This is a genomic window from uncultured Sphingomonas sp. (assembly GCF_964021865.1).
Lineage (GTDB): Bacteria > Pseudomonadota > Alphaproteobacteria > Sphingomonadales > Sphingomonadaceae > Sphingomonas.
In genome coordinates this window covers 16,825-33,434 of the sequence record NZ_CAXIAM010000038.1, presented here as the reverse complement: position 1 = coordinate 33,434, position 16,610 = coordinate 16,825, and the positions used below count along the sequence as shown (strand labels likewise).

The following is a 16,610-nucleotide window of genomic DNA, read 5'->3' as shown; positions in this document are numbered from 1 at the left end:
AAGGGACGGGCAGTCCCATTGCGCTGAAATCGGGCGTATGGCCACGGTCGCCGGGCTTTTCGACCAGCACCGGCTGGACGGTGCCGAACTGTGTGGCGAGTCGGCGGGTGAGGCGTGCCGCGGCGGCGGCGCGCAGCCGCGCGGCGCGGTCGCGCGCGACGGCGGGGGCGACCTGCGGCATCCGCGCCGCCGGCGTGCCGGGGCGCGGCGAATAGGGAAAGACGTGCGCGTGGGTGATGTCGGCTTCGTCGATCAGCGCCAGCGTGTTGGCGAACATCGCGTCGTCTTCGGTCGGGAAGCCGGCGATCAGGTCGGCGCCGATCGCGACGTCGCGCGCCGCCCTGAGCCGCGCGACCAGCCGCAGCACGTCGCCGCGCGTGTGGCGGCGGCGCATCCGCTTGAGGATCATGTCGTCGCCGGCCTGCACGGAGAGGTGAACGTGCGGCATCACGCGCGGCTCCTGCGCGAGCAATGCGAGCAGCTGGTCGTCGATCGCGGCGGGATCGAGCGACGAGAGCCGCAGGCGTTCGAGCGTCGGCACGTCGGCGAGCAGGCGCTCGACCAGCGCCCCCAGCCGTGCGCCGCGATCGTCGTAGCTGGCGAGATCGACCCCGCTCAGCACCACTTCGCGCTGGCCGCCCTCGACCAGCGCGGCGACCTGCGGGATCAGCGCCGCGATCGGCTCGGCGCGGTTGCGGCCGCGGCCCTGCGGGATCGCGCAGAAGGTGCAATGATGGTCGCAGCCGTTCTGGACGCCGATGAAGGCGCGGGTCTGCGGGATGGCGCGCGGCGCGTTCGGGCGTGCGCCCCAGGTGGCGGGGAGCAGCTTGGCGGCGTTGCCGATCACGCGGTCGACCTCGGGCATCGCCGCGAAGCCGTTGCGGTCCATCTCGGACGCGCAGCCGGTGACGATCAGCTCGGCATCGGGGCGCGCGCGGCGCAGCCGGCGGATCGCGGCGCGGGTGTCCTTGACCGCCTGATGCGTGACGCCGCAGCCGTTCACCACCACCTGTCCGCGCCCCGCCATCTGGCGGATCGCCGCGCTTTCGGCGATGTTGAGGCGACAGCCGAGCGTCACGACCTCTGGCTGGGTGGAGAAGGACATGGCGGGCGATCTAGTTATGACGAGGGATGAAGTCGACTCCGCCGCGCGTGAAGTGCACGAGTTCTGGTTCGGGCTGACGACCGCGCAGCAGTTCGCGAAGGACGATGCGCTGGATGCGGCGATCCGCGACCGGTTCGGGGCGTTGCACGAGCGGGTGCTGGCGAGCGGTGCCGCGGAATGGCGCGACGATCCGGGGAGGTTGCTGGCGGCGGTGATCGTGCTCGACCAGTTTTCGCGCAATCTGTTCCGGGGGCAGGCGGCGGCGTTCGCGGCCGATCCGCTGGCGCGCGAGCTGACCGAACTGGCGATCGCGCGGGGGTGGGACGCGGAAATGACGAAGGAGGAGCGGGTGTTCCTCTACATGCCGCTGATGCACGCCGAGGATGCGGAGGGGCAGGCGAAGAGCGTTGCGATGTTCGAGGCGCTGGGGATCGAGGAGAACATTAAGTTTGCGCGCGATCATGCCGAGGTGTTCGCGCGGTTCGGGCGCTTTCCGTCGCGTAACGCGGCGCTGGGGCGCGCGACGACCGAGGCGGAGCGGGCGTATCTGGAGGCGGGCGGGGGCTGGTAGCGGATTGGTTCACGCGGAGGCGCGGAGACGCGGAGAAGAAGGTTGGTTTCGCGCAGAGCACGCTGAGGACGCAGAGGTGTTCCGGACGCGGCGATCGGTAGACACATACGAGCGCCTTTATTTGAGCCGGCGAGGCCGGCTCGGGACGCGGCGGCGACCGCCTCTCTGCGTCCTCAGCGTGCTCTGCGCGAATCCCAATCTCTTTCTTCTCTGCGCCTCCGCGCCTCCGCGTGAATCCGAAAAGCCGCCGCGTCGTCGCGGCGTCGCGTGAACCAACTTGCCTCCGCTACCGCATTCGGCTATCGGCCCACGCAAGTTCCGTTGTGAACGCGAAGGATCAAGCGCTCCCGTGGCGCACGCTGGCCGGCGAGGTTTCGCCCGCCGGCGTATTTTGCGTTTCGCGGCGGGTGAAAGGAGTTTCGATGTTCGATAGCCTCAGCGATCGTCTTGGCGGCGTCTTCGACCGGCTGCGGGGGCGTGGTGCGCTCACCGAAGCCGACGTGCGTCAGGCGATGCGCGAGGTGCGCGTCGCGCTGCTCGAGGCCGACGTAGCGCTGCCGGTCGCGCGGCAGTTCGTCGACGAAGTGACCGAGGAAGCGATCGGGCAGAACGTGCTCCGCTCGGTCACGCCGGGGCAGCAGGTCGTCAAGATCGTCAACGACGCGCTGGTGCGGATGCTGGGCGGCGACGCGCCCGAGGGCGCCGAGCTGAACCTGGCGGTCACGCCGCCCGCAATCGTAATGATGGTCGGCCTGCAAGGCTCGGGCAAGACCACCACCACCGCCAAGATCGCCAAGCGGCTGTCGACCGGTTCGATGACCGGGCGTTCGGCCAAAAAGGTGCTGATGGCGTCGCTCGACGTCAATCGCCCAGCCGCGCAGGAGCAGCTGGCGACGCTTGGCACGCAGGTCGAGGTCGCGACGCTGCCGATCATCGCCGGACAGCAGCCGGTCGAGATCGCGCGCCGCGCGGTACAGGCCGCGAAGCTGCAGGGCTTCGACGTGTTGATGCTCGACACCGCGGGCCGCCTGCACGTCGATCAGGCGCTGATGGACGAGATGAAGGCGGTCGCCGACGTCGCGAAGCCGCAGGAAATCCTGCTGGTGGTCGACTCGCTGACCGGTCAGGACGCGGTCAACGTCGCGCATAACTTCTCCGAACAGGTGCCGCTGACCGGGGTCGTGCTGACCCGGATGGACGGCGATGCGCGCGGCGGCGCGGCGCTGTCGATGCGCGCGGTCACCGGCAAGCCGATCAAGTTCGCGGGCGTCGGCGAGAAGCTCGACGCGCTGGAGGCGTTTCATCCGTCGCGCGTGGCGGGGCGCATCCTCGGGATGGGGGATGTCGTCTCGCTGGTCGAGCGCGCGGCGGAGTCGATCCAGCAGGAAGACGCCGAGCGGATGGCCGACCGGCTGGCGAAGGGGAAGTTCGACATGAACGACCTGCGCAGCCAACTCGCGCAGATGAAGCGCATGGGCGGGCTCGGCGCGCTGGCCGGGATGCTGCCGGGGATGAAGAAGGCGCAGGCCGCGATGGATGCGACGCCGGGCAGCGACAAGATGCTGGTGCATCTCGACGCAATGATCGGCTCGATGACCGTCAAGGAGCGCGCCAAGCCCGAGCTGATCAATGCCAAGCGCAAGATCCGCATCGCCAAGGGTTCGGGCACGACGGTGCAGGAGGTCAACAAGCTGTTGAAGATGCACCTCGAGATGTCGACCGCCATGAAGAAGATCAAGAAGATGGGCGGGCTGAAGGGCATGATGGCGATGCTCGGCAAGGGCGGGCTCGGCGGGCTCGGCAATGCGATCGGTGGCGCCGACATGGGCGACATGATGGGCAAGCTGGGCGGGCCGGGCGGTGGTCCGGGACTGCCCGGATTGCCCGGCAACCTTCCGGGTGGCCCCGGCGGGTTCAAGTTCAAGAGATAGCGATCGTCGCCCCTGCGGAGGCAGGGGCTTGAGGTCTCTCCATGACGAGGGGCGCCGATTGTTGAAGCAGAAACAGGTCCCTGCCTCCGCAGGGGCGACGAAACGAAGAAGCAAGGAAGTTACCAATGGCACTCAGCATTCGCCTGTCGCGTGGCGGCTCGAAGAAGCGTCCGTACTACCGCATCGTCGTCGCCGACGCGCGCAGCCCGCGTGACGGCAAGTTCATCGAGAAGCTGGGCAACTACAACCCGCTGCTCGCCAAGGACGACGAGAAGCGCATCGTGCTCGACGGTGAGCGCGCCAAGCACTGGCTGGCGATGGGCGCGCAGCCGACCGACCGCGTGGCCCGCTTCCTCGACGCGGCCGGCGTGAAGGAGCGCGCGGCGCGCAGCAACCCGAAGAAGGCCGAGCCGGGCGAGAAGGCCAAGGAGCGCGCCGAAGAGCGCGCCGAGAAGCAGAAGGCGGCCGAGGAAGCCGCTGCCGAGGCAGCCAAGGCGCCTGCGGCCGAGGCGGAAGCTCCTGCGGCTGAGGCCGACGCGACCGCCGAATAAGCATCCGATCGCGGTCGTCGTGCGTTGTTGCCCCTCATTTTGAGAGGAGAGCGCACGATGACCGCCGATCCCGATCCGCGCACCGCACCCGAGGACCATGAAGACGCGACCAACCAAGGCGTCTCCGCCGACGACCCCGCCGAAGGACGCGACGACGCCCCCGACGGCGACGACGGCTCGCCCGACCGCGAATGAGGTGCCGCCCGGCGCGATCGTGCTTGCCGCGGTAACCGGCGCGCATGGCGTGGCGGGCGAAGTGCGGCTGAAGGTGTTCGCCGACGATCTGGCGGCGCACCGCTCGTTCAACGACGGTGCGCTGAACCTAGTGAAATTGCGTGACGGGACGATCGCGCGCTTCGCCGAGGTGGGTGACCGGACGGCGGCGGAGGCGTTGCGCGGAACGGTGTTGACCGTGCCGCGCGACGCGCTGCCGCCGCTGGGCGAGGGCGAATATTACCACGCGGATCTGCTGGGGCTTGCGGCGGTGTCGACGGCCGGCGAGGATCTGGGTGTGGTTGCCGCGGTTGAGAATTTCGGTGCCGGCGACGTGGTCGAGGTTCGTCGCGCGAACGGCAAGACCTTCATGGTGCCGATGAACGCGGTGCCGGAATGGAACGCAGAGCGGCTGGTGATCGAGGCCGATTTCGTCGAGCCGTGAATGGCAAACGGGGAAGAGGCTTACCTCCTAAGCGGTCTTCGCTCCGCCAGCAGGTTGCGGATCGCCGTAGCCGCGACCCCGGCTTCACCCATCGCATGGCTGATCTGATCGAGTCCCTTGACGACGTCGCCCGCTGCGAACAGGCCGGGGACGCTGGTGCGCTGATGGTCGTCGACTTCGAGGCAGCCTTCGTCGCTGGCGCGTGCGCCGGCCTCCACCGCCAGGCGCGAGCGGATGCGTGAGCCGAGCGCGGGATAGACGCTGTCGAAGCGCATCCGCCCGCGTGCGGTGTCGAAGGCGAGCTGCTCGCCCTCGATCGCATAGCCGCCGCACGGGCCCTCGATCCGCACCACCCCGGCGTCATCGAGCGCCCGCGCGCATGTCGGGTCGAGCGCATGTTCGGCTTCTGGTGAGACGAGCGTCACGTCACGGGTGAAACCGCGCAGGAACAGCGCCTCGCGCATCCCGTGGTCGCCGGTGCCGATGACGGCGACGCGTCGGTCAGTCACCTCATAGCCGTCGCACACCGGGCAGTAGCGTAGCAGCCCGCGCATGAGCGCCGGATCATGCACTTCCGGCAGCAGGTGCGCGGGGCGATGGTTCACGACCCCGGTCGCGAGCAGCACGGTGCGCGCGCGGTGCGTGCCGTGATCGGTGCCGGCCACGAAATCGTCGCCGTCGCGGGCGAGGGAGGTGACCTTCACCGCCTCGCGTCGCGCACCGTATTTCTCCGCCTGCGCCTGCATCAGCGCGAGCAGGTCCTTGCCCGCGATCCCGTTCGGATAGCCGGCGTGGTTGTGCGTGCACGGGATCATCGCCGCACGGCTTGACCCGCTGTCGAACAGGCGGATGTTAAGGTGATAGCGCGCCAGATAGATGGCGGCGGTCAGCCCGGCCGGCCCCGCGCCGATGATGATGCAATCGTCCACCCCGATCCCCTCGCCTTGCGGGCCACGCCGCCGGTATATACATGCCGTACATACAGGAGGCTGGCGATGGGTAACGAATATCGCGCCAAGGTGTTCAAGTCCGGGAATTCGGTGGCGCTGCGGCTGCCGAAGGGTTTGGGCTTCAGCGAGGGGGACGACGTGGTCATCGCGCCGCATGAAGACGGCTCGTTCAGTCTGTGGCGCGAGAGCGAAGGCGCCCAGGTGTTGATGAGTCTCTATGGCAGCGTTTCGGAAGGCTTCATGGCGGACGGGCGCGGCGACACATGCGCCGAGGTGCGCGACTGGCGCCCGCGTCGCGGTGCCGCGGCGGCATGAGCGGCTATATGCTCGACACCAATGCCTGTATCGACTTCCTGCTCGGGCGAAGCGATCCGCTGGCGCGCCGGATGGGCGAGGCGTTCGGGCAATTGCATGTCTCGGCGATCACGGCGGGCGAACTGCGCGTCGGAAACCGCACCTCGCGCGAGCCCGACAAGGATGCCAAGCGGATCGACACCTTTCTGGCGGCGCTTTCGGTGCTGGTGTTCAGTAACGACTCCGCGATCGCTTATGCGCGGATGGTGCGCGCAGTGGGCATGCGGCGCGGGAGCTTCGATCGGCTGATTGCGGCACAGGCGATCGTCGATGGACTGACTCTTGTCACCAACAACGAACGCGACTTCGCCGACATCCCCGGTCTCAGGATCGAGAACTGGACACAGGCATGATGACGGCGAGTGACCTGCTATGGCTGGTCGGCTTCCCTGCGATCGTGGCGGCGGTGCTGGCGGGCGTGTTGTTGGTCCGCCGTGGCCGGGGCTGGTCCCGGCGGCGGGTCATTCTGACCGCGTCCGTGCCGCTGCCGCTGCTCGGCGCGCTGTTGTGCGTGGGGTTGTTCGTCAACGCGATGCTGTCGTCCCCGGAACGGTGCGGTGTCGATGCCTGCGGAATGGTGATGGCGTTCGCGTTCTTCGGGCTGGCCTATGCGGCCGGCGCGTTTCTTCTCGGTGCGGCGGCGGCGACCGGCATAGTCTATTCATGGGGACGTCGATGACCTTCCGCGCCACGATCCTGACGCTCTATCCCGAGATGTTTCCCGGGCCGCTCGGCACCTCGCTGGCCGGGCGCGCGCTGGGCGAGGGAAAATGGTCGCTCGATGCGGTCAATATCCGCGACTTCACGACCGACCGGCATCGCACCGTCGACGATACGCCTGCGGGCGGCGGGGCGGGGATGGTGCTACGCGCCGATATCCTAGCGCGCGCGGTCGACGCGCAGGCCGATGGCCGTCCGCTCATTGCGATGACACCGCGCGGCGCGCCGCTGACCCAGCAGCGGGTGCGCGAACTGGCGGCCGGGCCGGGCGCGGTGATCCTGTGCGGGCGGTTCGAGGGGTTCGACGAGCGGCTGCTGGAAGCGCGCGGGGTCGAGCAGATATCGATCGGCGATTACATCCTGTCGGGGGGGGAGATGGCGACGCTGGTGCTGCTCGACGCTTGCGTTCGGTTGCTTCCCGGCGTAATGGGCGCGGCTTCGAGCGGAGTCGAGGAAAGCTTCGAAAGCGGCCTCCTCGAATATCCGCATTATACCCGACCGGTCGAATGGGAGGGGCGCACGATCCCCGAAGTGCTGCGATCGGGGGATCATGCGAAGATCGCGGCGTGGCGGCAACGCCAGGCGGAGATCGATACACGGCTACGGCGGCCGGACCTTTGGGAGCGTCATGAGGGCGCTCGGGTCGGCTCGCCCTCTGGCGCGCGGCAACGGACTGAGGACTGACCATGAACCTGATCCAGACGCTCGAAGCCGAGCAGATCGCCAAGTTCAACGAAACCAAGAAGATCCCGGAATTCCGCCCCGGCGACACCCTGAAGGTCGGCGTGAAGGTGGTCGAGGGCGAGCGTACCCGCGTCCAGAACTACGAGGGCGTGTGCATCGCGCGCTCGAACAAGGGCATGGGCTCGTCGTTCACCGTCCGCAAGATGAGCTTCGGTGAGGGCGTGGAGCGTGTCTTCCCGCTGTATTCGCCGAACATCGACTCGATCGAGGTGGTGCGCAAGGGCGCGGTGCGTCGTGCCAAGCTGTATTACCTGCGTGGCCGCACCGGCAAGTCGGCGCGTATCGCCGAGCGTCGCGACACGCGCCCGGTCGCCGCGGCCGAGTAATCGGCGCGGGCCTGTGGGCTCACGAGGAGGCGTGGCGGGCGACCGCCGCGCCTCTTTTCGTTTGTGGCGATGGAAAAGCTACGAAACCGCTAGGATCGAGCGATCCGAGTCGCGGCGGCGACCGCGTCGATCAGACCGAGGCGCGCCGCGAGCGGGAGGAGCGGCGCGACCATCGGGGGGCGTTCGGCGATCGCGCGGATCATGGTCGCGACCGCGACGGGGCGGGCGGTCTGGCGGGCGAAGCGCGTCTGCCAGACCGACGACGGCTCGCCGGCCAGCCACGCCCTCGCCGCGGACAGGCCGCTCGCCAGCGCGATGCCCATGCCTTCGCCAGCCAGCGACGGGATGACCGCTGCCTGGTCGCCGAGCCGGTAGCAGCCGTCCGTTCCGTGGCGCGCACGCCAGCCGTATGGCACGTTGGCGATCGCCTCGACCGGGGTGGCGTCGCCCGCGAGCCGATCACCGAACGCGGGGCACTCCGTCGCGAGCGCGGCGAGAAGGGTGTCGGGGCTGCCCGCGTCGGTAAGCCGCGAGCGGCGGATGGCAAGGCACACGTTCGCACTGCCGTCTTCCTGCAACACCACGCCGGCATAGCCGCGATCGAACAGGTGCAGTTCGATCGCATCCCCGACGCAGCGCGCGACATCGGCACCGCGGCGGCGGGTGCGCAGACCGAGTGTCGGATCGGTGCCGCGCGCGTCGGCCGGGCGTGCCGCACCACGCACGTCATGCTTGCCGCTGGCGAGGAACAGCGCCTCGCTTTCCAGCAGCGCGCCGTCGCCGGTGCGGATGGCGCCATCCTCGATCGCGCGCGCGACGACGCCACGCTCCACCGCGGCACCGTCCGAGATCGCGCGGGCGAGCAACAGCGCGTCGAGCCGCGCACGCGATACGCCGATCGCGGGGGCGGGCAGTGCCGTCTCGACCACGCGGCCGCGCGCGAAGAGGCGGACCCGTGTTACGCGCGCGCGGTTGAGCGCGTCGGCCTCGATACCGAGCCGCGCGAGCGTCTCCAGCGTTCGCCAGCTGAGGAACCCGCCGCACAGCGCGTCGCCGGTTTCGCGTGTGCGCTCGATCACCAACGGTCGCGCGCCACCGCGCGCCAAGGTGATCGCGGCGGCGCTGCCTGCCGGGCCGCCGCCGAGGATCAGCGGCTCGCGACGCATAGCCGGAACGGAAAGGCGCGGAACACGCGGGCATCGCTGACCCCGGCTTCTTCAAGCAAAGGGAGCCACTCGGTAGGGCGATAGCTGCGGGCGATCGACAGCCGTCCATCATGCTGCACGATCGGATGCCAGCCGAACAGCCGGGCGAGCAGCGGCCAGCCATGATAGGCAAAGCCGTGACGGTGCAGGTCGTTGACCAACCAGCCGACCCGCGCCTCGCGCGCCATGAAGCGCAGGAAGGCGATCAACTGCGGGTGGGTCATGTGATGGGCGACGAGGCTGGAGATGATGAAATCCCAGCCTTCCCCGGCGAGATCGGCATAATCGCCGGTGCGCCAGTCGATTGCGAGGTCAGGCGGGGTATGCGCGCGCGCCGCGGCTTCGCTGCGCGGGTTGAGGTCGATGCCGACCAGATCAAAGGTGACGTCGCGCCGTGCACCCCATTGCGCGATGCGCCGCAGCATGTCGCCGTCGCCATAGCCGACATCGAGCAGGCGGTAGCGCTGTCCCGGCTTCGTCAGGCGCGCAAGGAAGGCCAGCGTCGGCCGCGCTGCCATCGTCACGGCATTGACCCGTGCCAGATCGGCGACGACATCCGCATAGACGCCCGCCGGCAGATCGTCGGCGTCCATCAGCTCCTCGGCGGTGGCGCGCTGGTCGAGCATCAGCCTGCGCTCGCGAAGGCCAGCCCCTCGGCGGCGAGCCCGGGGCCGAAGGCGAGCGCGATGCCGTGCTCGACCGGTGCGCCGCGCAGCACGCGCGCGAGCACGAACATCAGCGTCGCGGAGGACATATTGCCGTTCGCGGCGAGCACGGTGCGCGAGTCATCGAGCGCGTCCGCGGGCAGCGCCAAAGCGTGTTCGACCGCGTCGAGGATCGAGCGGCCACCGGCATGGACCGCCCAACGATCGACCGCCCGCCCATCGGTCAGCGTCGCGACCAGCTCCGGATCGCGCAAAGCCGTGCTGATCCGGCCCGGCACTTCGCCCGACAGATGCATGGCGAAGCCACGATCGGTGATGTCCCAGCGGATCAGGTCGGCGGCTTCGGCAAGGGTGGCGCTGAACGGCCGGCCGATCGCCAGGCCGCCTGGTGTCGCGGTCACCAGCGCGGCCGCCGCGCCGTCGCCGAATTGCAGCATCGCCAGCAAAGGCTCGAGCGAGCGGTCGGCCTGAAGATGGAGCGTTGAGAGTTCGACCGTGACGACCAGCACGCGCGCCGCCGGCTCGGACCGAACGATATGCCGCGCGGTGCGCAACGCCGCGACCGCGGCATAGCAGCCCATAAAACCGACCAATGTGCGTTCGACGCCGCCCGGAAGGCCGAGCGCACGCGCGATGATCTGATCGACGCCGGGCGCGACGAAGCCGGTGCAACTCGCAACGACGAGATGCGTGATGCCGTCGAGCGCGACCTGCGCACGCAGATCGGCGATCGCTGCCAGCGCCAGCGTCGGTGCGGCCTGCGCGTAGAGCGCCATTCGCGCGGCGGTGCCGGGATGCGGCTGGGTGGCGTAGAACCCCGCGGCGCCGACCGGCGAGCCGTGCTCGGCGGGGAGAACCGACCAGCGATGGTCGATCCCCGCACGCGCCGCCATCCGCGCGAACACGCGCGCTTCGCGCTCGGGTAGCTGCCGCTCAGCCCAGTCGATGAAGGCGGCGTGGATATCGTGGGTGGGAACGGCGGTGCCGATGGCGGCGATATGGGGCGTTACGCGCATCACCGGCACTCAACGCATGGGGGCGCGGATCGGCCCGGCCGCGGGCGGCCGGAATGGACTGGAGGGATGCGACTCACACCGCTGCGCTTATCGCCTTGTTACGCCCACGCAATCGGGCGCGTGCTCAATCCTCGCGCCGCTCGCGCGCCGAGGCCCAGAAGGCGAGGCGTTTGCGGATTTCCCGTTCGTACCCGCGTTCGTTGGGCTCGTAGAACAGATGATCGTCGCCGATCTCGGCCGGGAAGAAATCCTGTGCGGCATAGGCGTCGGGATAATCGTGATCGTAGCGATAGCCCTCGTGATAGCCGAGTTCCTTCATCAGCTTCGTCGGGGCGTTGAGAATGTGCTTGGGCGGCGGCAAGGAGCCGGTGTCGCGCGCCAGCGCGCTGGCGCGATCGAACGCGACATAGGAGGCGTTCGATTTGGGCGCGGTGGCGACGTAATTGATCGCCTGCGCGAGGAACAGCCGCCCCTCAGGCATCCCAACCCGCTCGAACGCCTGCCAGGCGGTCATCACCTGCACCAGCGCTTGCGGATCGGCCATGCCGACGTCCTCGGACGCGGCGCAGCACAGCCGGCGGAAGATCACCCCGGCATCCTCGCCGCCGCGCACCATCCGCGCCGCCCAATAGAGCGCGGCATCGGCGTCACTGCCGCGCAGGCTCTTGTGGAAGCAGCTGAGCAGGTTGAAATGCTCTTCCTGACCACGATCGTAGAGCGGTGCGCGCTTCTGGACGATCGCTGCCAACGCCGCGGTATCGATCGGCGCATCGGACTCGATCAGGAACAGCGTCTCGCACAGCCCGAGCAGATAGCGCGCATCACCGTCCGCCATCGCGATCAGCGCGGCGCGCGCATCGGGGTCGAGGGGCAGCGCGCGGTCGTGCTGCGCTTCGGCGCGCGCGATGACGGTGTCGAGTTCGGCGGCGGACAGCCGGTCGAGCGTGAAAACCTTGGCGCGCGACAGCAATGCGGCAACGAGGCTGAAGCTCGGGTTCTCGGTGGTCGCGCCGATCAGCACGATCGTCCCGTCCTCGACCGCGGGCAGCAGCGCATCCTGCACCGGGCGCGAGAAGCGGTGTAGCTCGTCGATGAACAAAGCGGTCGGCTTGCCGGCGGCGCGCAGGTCGCGCGCGGTGGCGAGCGTGCGGCGCAGGTCGGCGATCCCGGTCGACACCGCGGAGAGCTGGACGAAGGCGTAGCCCGCCTCGGCGGCGATCAGCCGCGCGATCGTCGTCTTGCCGACGCCCGGCGGCCCCCACAGCACGAACGACGACAGCCGCCGCGAGCGGATCATCATCGCCAACGGCGCGTCGGGGCCGAGCAGGTGGCGCTGGCCGATCACCTCGGCGAGCGCGCGCGGGCGCAACTGGTCGGCAAGCGGGGCGTGGGCATCCGAGGGGGTGGAACTGGGGGGATCGACGGGATCGAACCCGGCAAACAGGTCGGCCATGCCCGGCATGTAAGGTGCGGGCACGGCCGCGTCATGCTCGAAAGCGAAAATATATCTTGAGCACTCTTGTGTAAAGCTAACGAAGATATATCTTGCTGCATCATGACACGAAACGGAGTCGACCGGATGTTCGGTTTTTCACCCGGTGGCCGCGGCCGCCATCATCATTTCGGACCGCGCGGTGCAGGCGGCGGGTTTGATCCCGAGCGGTTCTTCCACTGGATCGAGCGGCTCAACGAAGGCGAACATCGCCGCGGCGGTGGCGGGGGCGGTGGCGGTGGCGGGGGCGGCGGGCGCAGCCGGCGGATGTTTGACGGATCGGAGCTGCGACTGGTATTGCTCAAGCTGATCGCCGACACCCCGCGCCACGGCTATGAACTGATCAAGGCTATCGAGACGCTGACCGGCGGGGCCTACGCGCCGAGCCCGGGCGTGGTCTATCCGACGCTGACGGTGCTCGACGAGATGGAACTGATCGCGGAGCAGGCCAGCGAGGGCTCGCGCAAGCGGTTCGCGGTGACCAACGCCGGGCGAGCGCATCTCGATGAACAGGCCGAGACGGTCGCGACCTTGATGGCGCGGCTGGAAGCGCTGGCGGCGCAACGTGCGCAGGGTGAGGGCGAAGGCGCGCCGGTGCGTCGCGCGATGCACAACCTTCGTCACGCAGTGATGGATCGCGTGAAGCGCGCCGACGCGTCGCCCGAACTGCTCCACGAGATCGCCGCGTTGATCGACGAGGTGGCGCAGAAGGTGGAGCGGCTGAAGTGACGGTGCGGGTGGCGCGCGTGCCGACGCATTCGGCGAGCCGCTATCTTCAGCAGCTCGCCAAGCATTGGAGCCACAAGATGGAGGTCAGCTTTTCCGAGCAGGAAGCGACGATCGCGTTTCCTAACGGCGCGACGGTCGAGCTGCGCGCGGACAGCGAGACGCTCGACGTGCGGCTGGCGGTGCCCGAAGACGGCGACGTGGCGCGGATGGAAGAGGTGGTGGCGAGCCATCTCGACCGCTTCGCCTTCCGCGAGGCGCCGCTGACGTTCGACTGGCGGGCGGTTTAGCGTTTAAGCCACCCCGGCTTGAAGCGGATCATACAGTTACCCTGGCGAAGCCCGGGGCCCAGCTGGGAAGGCCGAAGACATGAGGCGCGACACCCTTTATCAGCGTCCCCCAAACTGAGCCCCGGCTTTCGCCGGGGTGACGTTTCAGCTTTAACGGATCATACTTTAAACGAGACGGTGGAGGCTGATCAGGTCGTTTGTAGGCGCGACGCCAGCACCTCCTGATAAGCCTGCAACACCGCGGCGTTGGCGGTGTCCCAGCGGAAGTCCTGCGCTCGGTCGTGTGCGGCACGGCCCATCGCTGCGCGCAACGCGGGGTCGGAGACCAATCGCGCGATCGCTGCGGCATAGCCGTCGAGATCGTCCGGGGGCACGAGGAAGCCGGTGCGGCCGTCCTCCAGCAGATCGACCGCGCCGGTTGCGCGCGCCGCCACCACGGGCACGCCGGCGGCCATCGCCTCCGACGTCACCTGGCCCCATGTCTCGGTGACGCTAGGGTTGAACAGCAGGTCCATCGACGCGACCGCGCGGCCGAGATCGTCGCCGCTCTGGAAGCCCGCGAACGCCGCCTGCGGCACACGCTCCGCGAACCAGTCGCGCGCCGGGCCCTTGCCGACCACCAGCACGCGGTGGCGCACCCCAAGCGCGTCGAGCCGCGCGAGCACGTCGGCGAACACGCCGAGCCCCTTTTCGAGCACCAGCCGGCCGAGGAAGCCGATCGTCACCTCGTCATCGGCGATCCCCAGCGACCGTCGCCACGCGAGATCACGCGCATCGGGGTGGAAGCGGCGATGGTTGACGCCGCGACCCCAGATCGAGATCGGCGACGTGACCCCGAGGTCGCGCACCACCTGCGCCATCGACGGCGTCGGCACCAGCACGCGGTCGGCGCGATTGTAGAAGCGGCGCAGGATCGCGACGATGACCGGCTGGATCAGCGACAGGCCGTAATATTGGAAATAGGTTTCGAAGCGGGTGTGGACCGTCGCGACGACCGGCAGCCCGCGACGCCGCGCCCAGGTGACGGCGGCGTGACCGAGAAACTCCGGCGACGAGACATGCACCAGATGCGGGTCGAACGCCGCCATGTCGCGACGCGGTCTGGCGGGCAGCCCGCGGCCAAGCTTATATTCGCCGCGCCCGCCGGGCATCGCGATCGCGGGCACGTCGACCACGGTGCCGCGCGCCTCGAACGCCGGGGTCGGCGTGGTCGGCGAATAGACGCGCACCTGCACGCCCTGATCGAGAAGATAGCCGACCAGCAGGTTCTGCGCCTGGTTCGCGCCGTCGCGCACGTAATTGTAGTTGCCGCTGACGAAGGCGACACGCAGTTCGGACGGGTTCATGTCCGCCCGCTAGCCACCATGTGCGGCAAAATCGCGACCGTTTGCACTCAAGCGGGTCGGATTTCATCGCTGCGCCGAATCCGGCGGATCCGCGGCTGGCGATCGAGCATTGCCGTACGGCGGATCGTCTCACGCAATTCCTCGCGTTTCTCGTGGATCGACGCGATCACCGGCCCCATCGCGACGCCGAGATCGACGAGCACCGCCTCCGACAATTGCAGCGAGCTTTCGAGCGTTTCCGGCACCGCATCGGTCACCCCGGCCTTATAGAGTTCGGCGGCGTGCACGGTATCGCGCGCGCGGGCGATGATCGGCAGCGCGGGAAAGGCGGCGCGCAGCCGCTTGGTCAGCCGCACCGTCAGTACGGGGTCGTCCATCGTCAGGATCAGGACGCGCGCACTGCTCAGGTCGAGCCGATCCAGCAATTCAGCGCGCGCGACATCGCCGAAGATGATCGGATAGCCGCCGGCGCGCGCGTGCGTCACCGCATCGATATCCGCCTCCACCGCGACGAAACGCTGGTCATGGCGCGCCAGCATGTCGGCGACCATCCGCCCGACCCGGCCGAAGCCGAACACCACCGCGCGCTGCCCCTCGCCATGATCGAGCGGATCGGGGCGCGCGCCGTCGCGCTTCTCGATGCGCCGCGCGATCACGCGCCCGAGTAGCGCGAGCAATGGCGTGATCGTCAGCCCGATCGCGGTGACGGTCTGCCAGAAGCTGGCGGTGCTGGCGGTGATGAGCTGCGCCTGCGCGGCGGTAGCGAGCACGATCAGCGTCGTCTCCGACGGGCTGCCCATCAGCATGCCGGTTTCCGCCGCAATGCCCGGGCGCGCATTGGCGACGCGCAGCAGCAGATAGGTGACCACCGCCTTGGCTGCGACGACGCCGAGCACCGCGGTGAGCAGCGGCATCCAGTTGCGCGCGATCGCGCCGAGATCGAGGCTCATGCCCACGGTGATAAGAAACACGCCGAGCGCGAGGCCCTTGAAGGGCGCGGTCATCACCTCGACCTCGGTGTGATATTCGGTTTCGGCGATCAGGAGCCCGGCGAGCAGCGCGCCGACGATCGGCGACAGCCCCGCCGCGGTGGTCGCGACGCTGGCGACGATCACCACCAGCAGCGAGGCGGCGAGGAACAGTTCGGGGCTCTTGGTGCGCGCCGCCTGCGCGAACAGCCGCGGCAGCACCAGCCGTCCGCCGACATACATCGCCACCACGGTCAGCCCACCGCGCAGCGCGACCCCCGCGATGCCGACCCAGCCGTCGGCGCTGGCGGTCGGTGCCATTGCACCCAGCGCGAAGATGATCGGGACGAGCGCAAGATCCTGGAACAGCAGGATCGCGAACGCACCGCGCCCGACCGGGCTGGTGGTTCCGACCAGCGGCAGCACCAGCGCGGTCGACGACAAGGCGAGCGCGAGCCCGAGCCCCGCCGATCCGCCCCAGCTCTGCCCCATCAGATGCAGGACGACCCCGACCAGCACCGCGCAGCCGACCAATGCCGCGGGGCCGGTGCCGAACACCAATTGCCGCATCGCCCATAATCGCCGGAACGACAGTTCCAGCCCGATCGAGAACAGCAGCAGTACGATCCCGAACTCGGCGAACGGCTCGATCGAGTCCGGGTTGGAAATCGTGAAATAATACAGCCACGGCGCACGCGGGACGAGCGCGCCGAGCCCGGCGGGGCCGACCAGCGCGCCCACCAGAATGAAACCGATCACCGGGCTGATCCGGAACCGCGCGAACGCCGGGATCACCAGACCGGCGGCACCCAGCACCACCAACGCGTCCGAGAAGCCTTCGTTGTGCAGTCCGATCGCCATGCACAGACCTTACGCAGGCGCGACGTGGTTTGTCGCCCTTCGTCACCCGAAAAAGGCGGATTGCTGCGCAAGCGGCTGCACATGCTCGACAAAGGCCGATGCTAACGTCAGTCTGGCTGTCATAAACAGAC

General features: G+C 68.8%; 20 protein-coding genes. 12 read left to right on the top strand and 8 right to left on the bottom strand.

From position 1 onward, the window contains the following. Positions 1 to 1,105: MiaB/RimO family radical SAM methylthiotransferase (locus AADI75_RS11055; RefSeq protein ID WP_341209086.1), on the bottom strand; the 1,105-nt coding region annotated here is incomplete at its 3' end. A 16-nt stretch (positions 1,106 to 1,121) separates the two neighbouring features. Between AADI75_RS11055 and AADI75_RS11050 the strand changes: the two genes are divergently transcribed. The 5 genes from AADI75_RS11050 (at position 1,122) to rimM (ending at position 4,816) form a co-directional block, all read left to right on the top strand. Then, positions 1,122 to 1,676, top strand: coding sequence for a DUF924 family protein (locus AADI75_RS11050; RefSeq protein ID WP_341209085.1), 555 nt, complete (start codon positions 1,122 to 1,124; stop codon positions 1,674 to 1,676). Between the two features lie 422 nt (positions 1,677 to 2,098). Beyond that, positions 2,099 to 3,607, top strand: a complete 1,509-nt coding sequence (ffh, locus tag AADI75_RS11045) for a signal recognition particle protein (RefSeq protein ID WP_341209084.1) — start codon at positions 2,099 to 2,101, stop codon at positions 3,605 to 3,607. A 125-nt stretch (positions 3,608 to 3,732) separates the two neighbouring features. After that, positions 3,733 to 4,158 carry a 30S ribosomal protein S16 gene (gene rpsP / locus AADI75_RS11040; RefSeq protein WP_341209083.1) on the top strand — a complete coding sequence of 142 codons (426 nt, stop codon included), beginning with the start codon at positions 3,733 to 3,735 and terminating at the stop codon, positions 4,156 to 4,158. Between the two features lie 57 nt (positions 4,159 to 4,215). Further along, on the top strand, positions 4,216 to 4,353 hold the full coding sequence (locus AADI75_RS11035; RefSeq protein ID WP_341209082.1) for a hypothetical protein: 138 nt from the start codon (positions 4,216 to 4,218) through the stop codon (positions 4,351 to 4,353). Position 4,354: 1 nt separating this feature from the next. Next, positions 4,355 to 4,816 carry a ribosome maturation factor RimM gene (gene rimM, locus AADI75_RS11030; RefSeq protein WP_341209081.1) on the top strand — a complete coding sequence of 154 codons (462 nt, stop codon included), beginning with the start codon at positions 4,355 to 4,357 and terminating at the stop codon, positions 4,814 to 4,816. 20 nt (positions 4,817 to 4,836) lie between these two features. Here the strand turns inward: rimM and AADI75_RS11025 are convergent, their stop codons facing one another. Next, a complete protein-coding gene (locus tag AADI75_RS11025; protein WP_341209080.1) occupies positions 4,837 to 5,745 on the bottom strand; it encodes an NAD(P)/FAD-dependent oxidoreductase in 909 nt (302 codons plus the stop codon). 66 nt (positions 5,746 to 5,811) lie between these two features. On the opposite strand from AADI75_RS11025, the gene AADI75_RS11020 reads away from it, so the two are divergent. From AADI75_RS11020 to rplS, 5 genes are read left to right on the top strand one after another with little or no spacing between them, the layout of a single operon-like run. Continuing rightward, positions 5,812 to 6,081 (top strand): AbrB family transcriptional regulator, encoded by a 270-nt coding sequence (locus AADI75_RS11020; protein WP_341209079.1) that lies wholly within the window; start codon positions 5,812 to 5,814, stop codon positions 6,079 to 6,081. Beyond that, positions 6,078 to 6,473, top strand: coding sequence for a type II toxin-antitoxin system VapC family toxin (locus AADI75_RS11015; RefSeq protein ID WP_341209078.1), 396 nt, complete (start codon positions 6,078 to 6,080; stop codon positions 6,471 to 6,473). The genes AADI75_RS11020 and AADI75_RS11015 overlap by 4 nt, the downstream gene beginning before the upstream one ends. Continuing rightward, positions 6,470 to 6,799: a hypothetical protein gene (locus AADI75_RS11010; RefSeq protein WP_341209077.1), complete on the top strand. Its 330-nt coding sequence runs from the start codon at positions 6,470 to 6,472 to the stop codon at positions 6,797 to 6,799. The genes AADI75_RS11015 and AADI75_RS11010 overlap by 4 nt, the downstream gene beginning before the upstream one ends. Then, on the top strand, positions 6,796 to 7,524 hold the full coding sequence (gene trmD, locus AADI75_RS11005) for a tRNA (guanosine(37)-N1)-methyltransferase TrmD (RefSeq protein ID WP_341209076.1): 729 nt from the start codon (positions 6,796 to 6,798) through the stop codon (positions 7,522 to 7,524). Before AADI75_RS11010 ends, trmD begins: the two co-directional genes overlap by 4 nt. A 2-nt stretch (positions 7,525 to 7,526) precedes the next feature. After that, positions 7,527 to 7,910, top strand: coding sequence for a 50S ribosomal protein L19 (gene rplS / locus AADI75_RS11000; protein WP_341209075.1), 384 nt, complete (start codon positions 7,527 to 7,529; stop codon positions 7,908 to 7,910). A gap of 89 nt (positions 7,911 to 7,999) precedes the next feature. Here the strand turns inward: rplS and AADI75_RS10995 are convergent, their stop codons facing one another. The 4 genes from AADI75_RS10995 to AADI75_RS10980 all read right to left on the bottom strand — a co-directional run bounded on the left by AADI75_RS10995 (position 8,000) and on the right by AADI75_RS10980 (position 12,273). Next, positions 8,000 to 9,076, bottom strand: a complete 1,077-nt coding sequence (locus tag AADI75_RS10995) for an FAD-dependent monooxygenase (RefSeq protein ID WP_341209074.1) — start codon at positions 9,074 to 9,076, stop codon at positions 8,000 to 8,002. Beyond that, positions 9,058 to 9,744: a methyltransferase domain-containing protein gene (locus tag AADI75_RS10990; protein ID WP_341209087.1), complete on the bottom strand. Its 687-nt coding sequence runs from the start codon at positions 9,742 to 9,744 to the stop codon at positions 9,058 to 9,060. The genes AADI75_RS10995 and AADI75_RS10990 overlap by 19 nt, the downstream gene beginning before the upstream one ends. Next, positions 9,741 to 10,796, bottom strand: a complete 1,056-nt coding sequence (locus AADI75_RS10985; protein ID WP_341209073.1) for a type III polyketide synthase — start codon at positions 10,794 to 10,796, stop codon at positions 9,741 to 9,743. The genes AADI75_RS10990 and AADI75_RS10985 overlap by 4 nt, the downstream gene beginning before the upstream one ends. A 124-nt stretch (positions 10,797 to 10,920) precedes the next feature. After that, entirely contained in the window at positions 10,921 to 12,273 is a 1,353-nt protein-coding gene (locus tag AADI75_RS10980) for a replication-associated recombination protein A (protein ID WP_341209072.1), read from the bottom strand. A 102-nt stretch (positions 12,274 to 12,375) separates the two neighbouring features. Between AADI75_RS10980 and AADI75_RS10975 the strand changes: the two genes are divergently transcribed. Continuing rightward, positions 12,376 to 13,017 (top strand): PadR family transcriptional regulator, encoded by a 642-nt coding sequence (locus tag AADI75_RS10975; protein WP_341209071.1) that lies wholly within the window; start codon positions 12,376 to 12,378, stop codon positions 13,015 to 13,017. Next, positions 13,014 to 13,304 (top strand): DUF2218 domain-containing protein, encoded by a 291-nt coding sequence (locus tag AADI75_RS10970; protein ID WP_341209070.1) that lies wholly within the window; start codon positions 13,014 to 13,016, stop codon positions 13,302 to 13,304. The genes AADI75_RS10975 and AADI75_RS10970 overlap by 4 nt, the downstream gene beginning before the upstream one ends. A gap of 188 nt (positions 13,305 to 13,492) precedes the next feature. Here the strand turns inward: AADI75_RS10970 and AADI75_RS10965 are convergent, their stop codons facing one another. Further along, on the bottom strand, positions 13,493 to 14,650 hold the full coding sequence (locus tag AADI75_RS10965) for a glycosyltransferase family 1 protein (protein ID WP_341209069.1): 1,158 nt from the start codon (positions 14,648 to 14,650) through the stop codon (positions 13,493 to 13,495). A gap of 47 nt (positions 14,651 to 14,697) precedes the next feature. After that, positions 14,698 to 16,479 carry a cation:proton antiporter gene (locus tag AADI75_RS10960; RefSeq protein ID WP_341209068.1) on the bottom strand — a complete coding sequence of 594 codons (1,782 nt, stop codon included), beginning with the start codon at positions 16,477 to 16,479 and terminating at the stop codon, positions 14,698 to 14,700. Positions 16,480 to 16,610 lie beyond the last annotated feature (131 nt).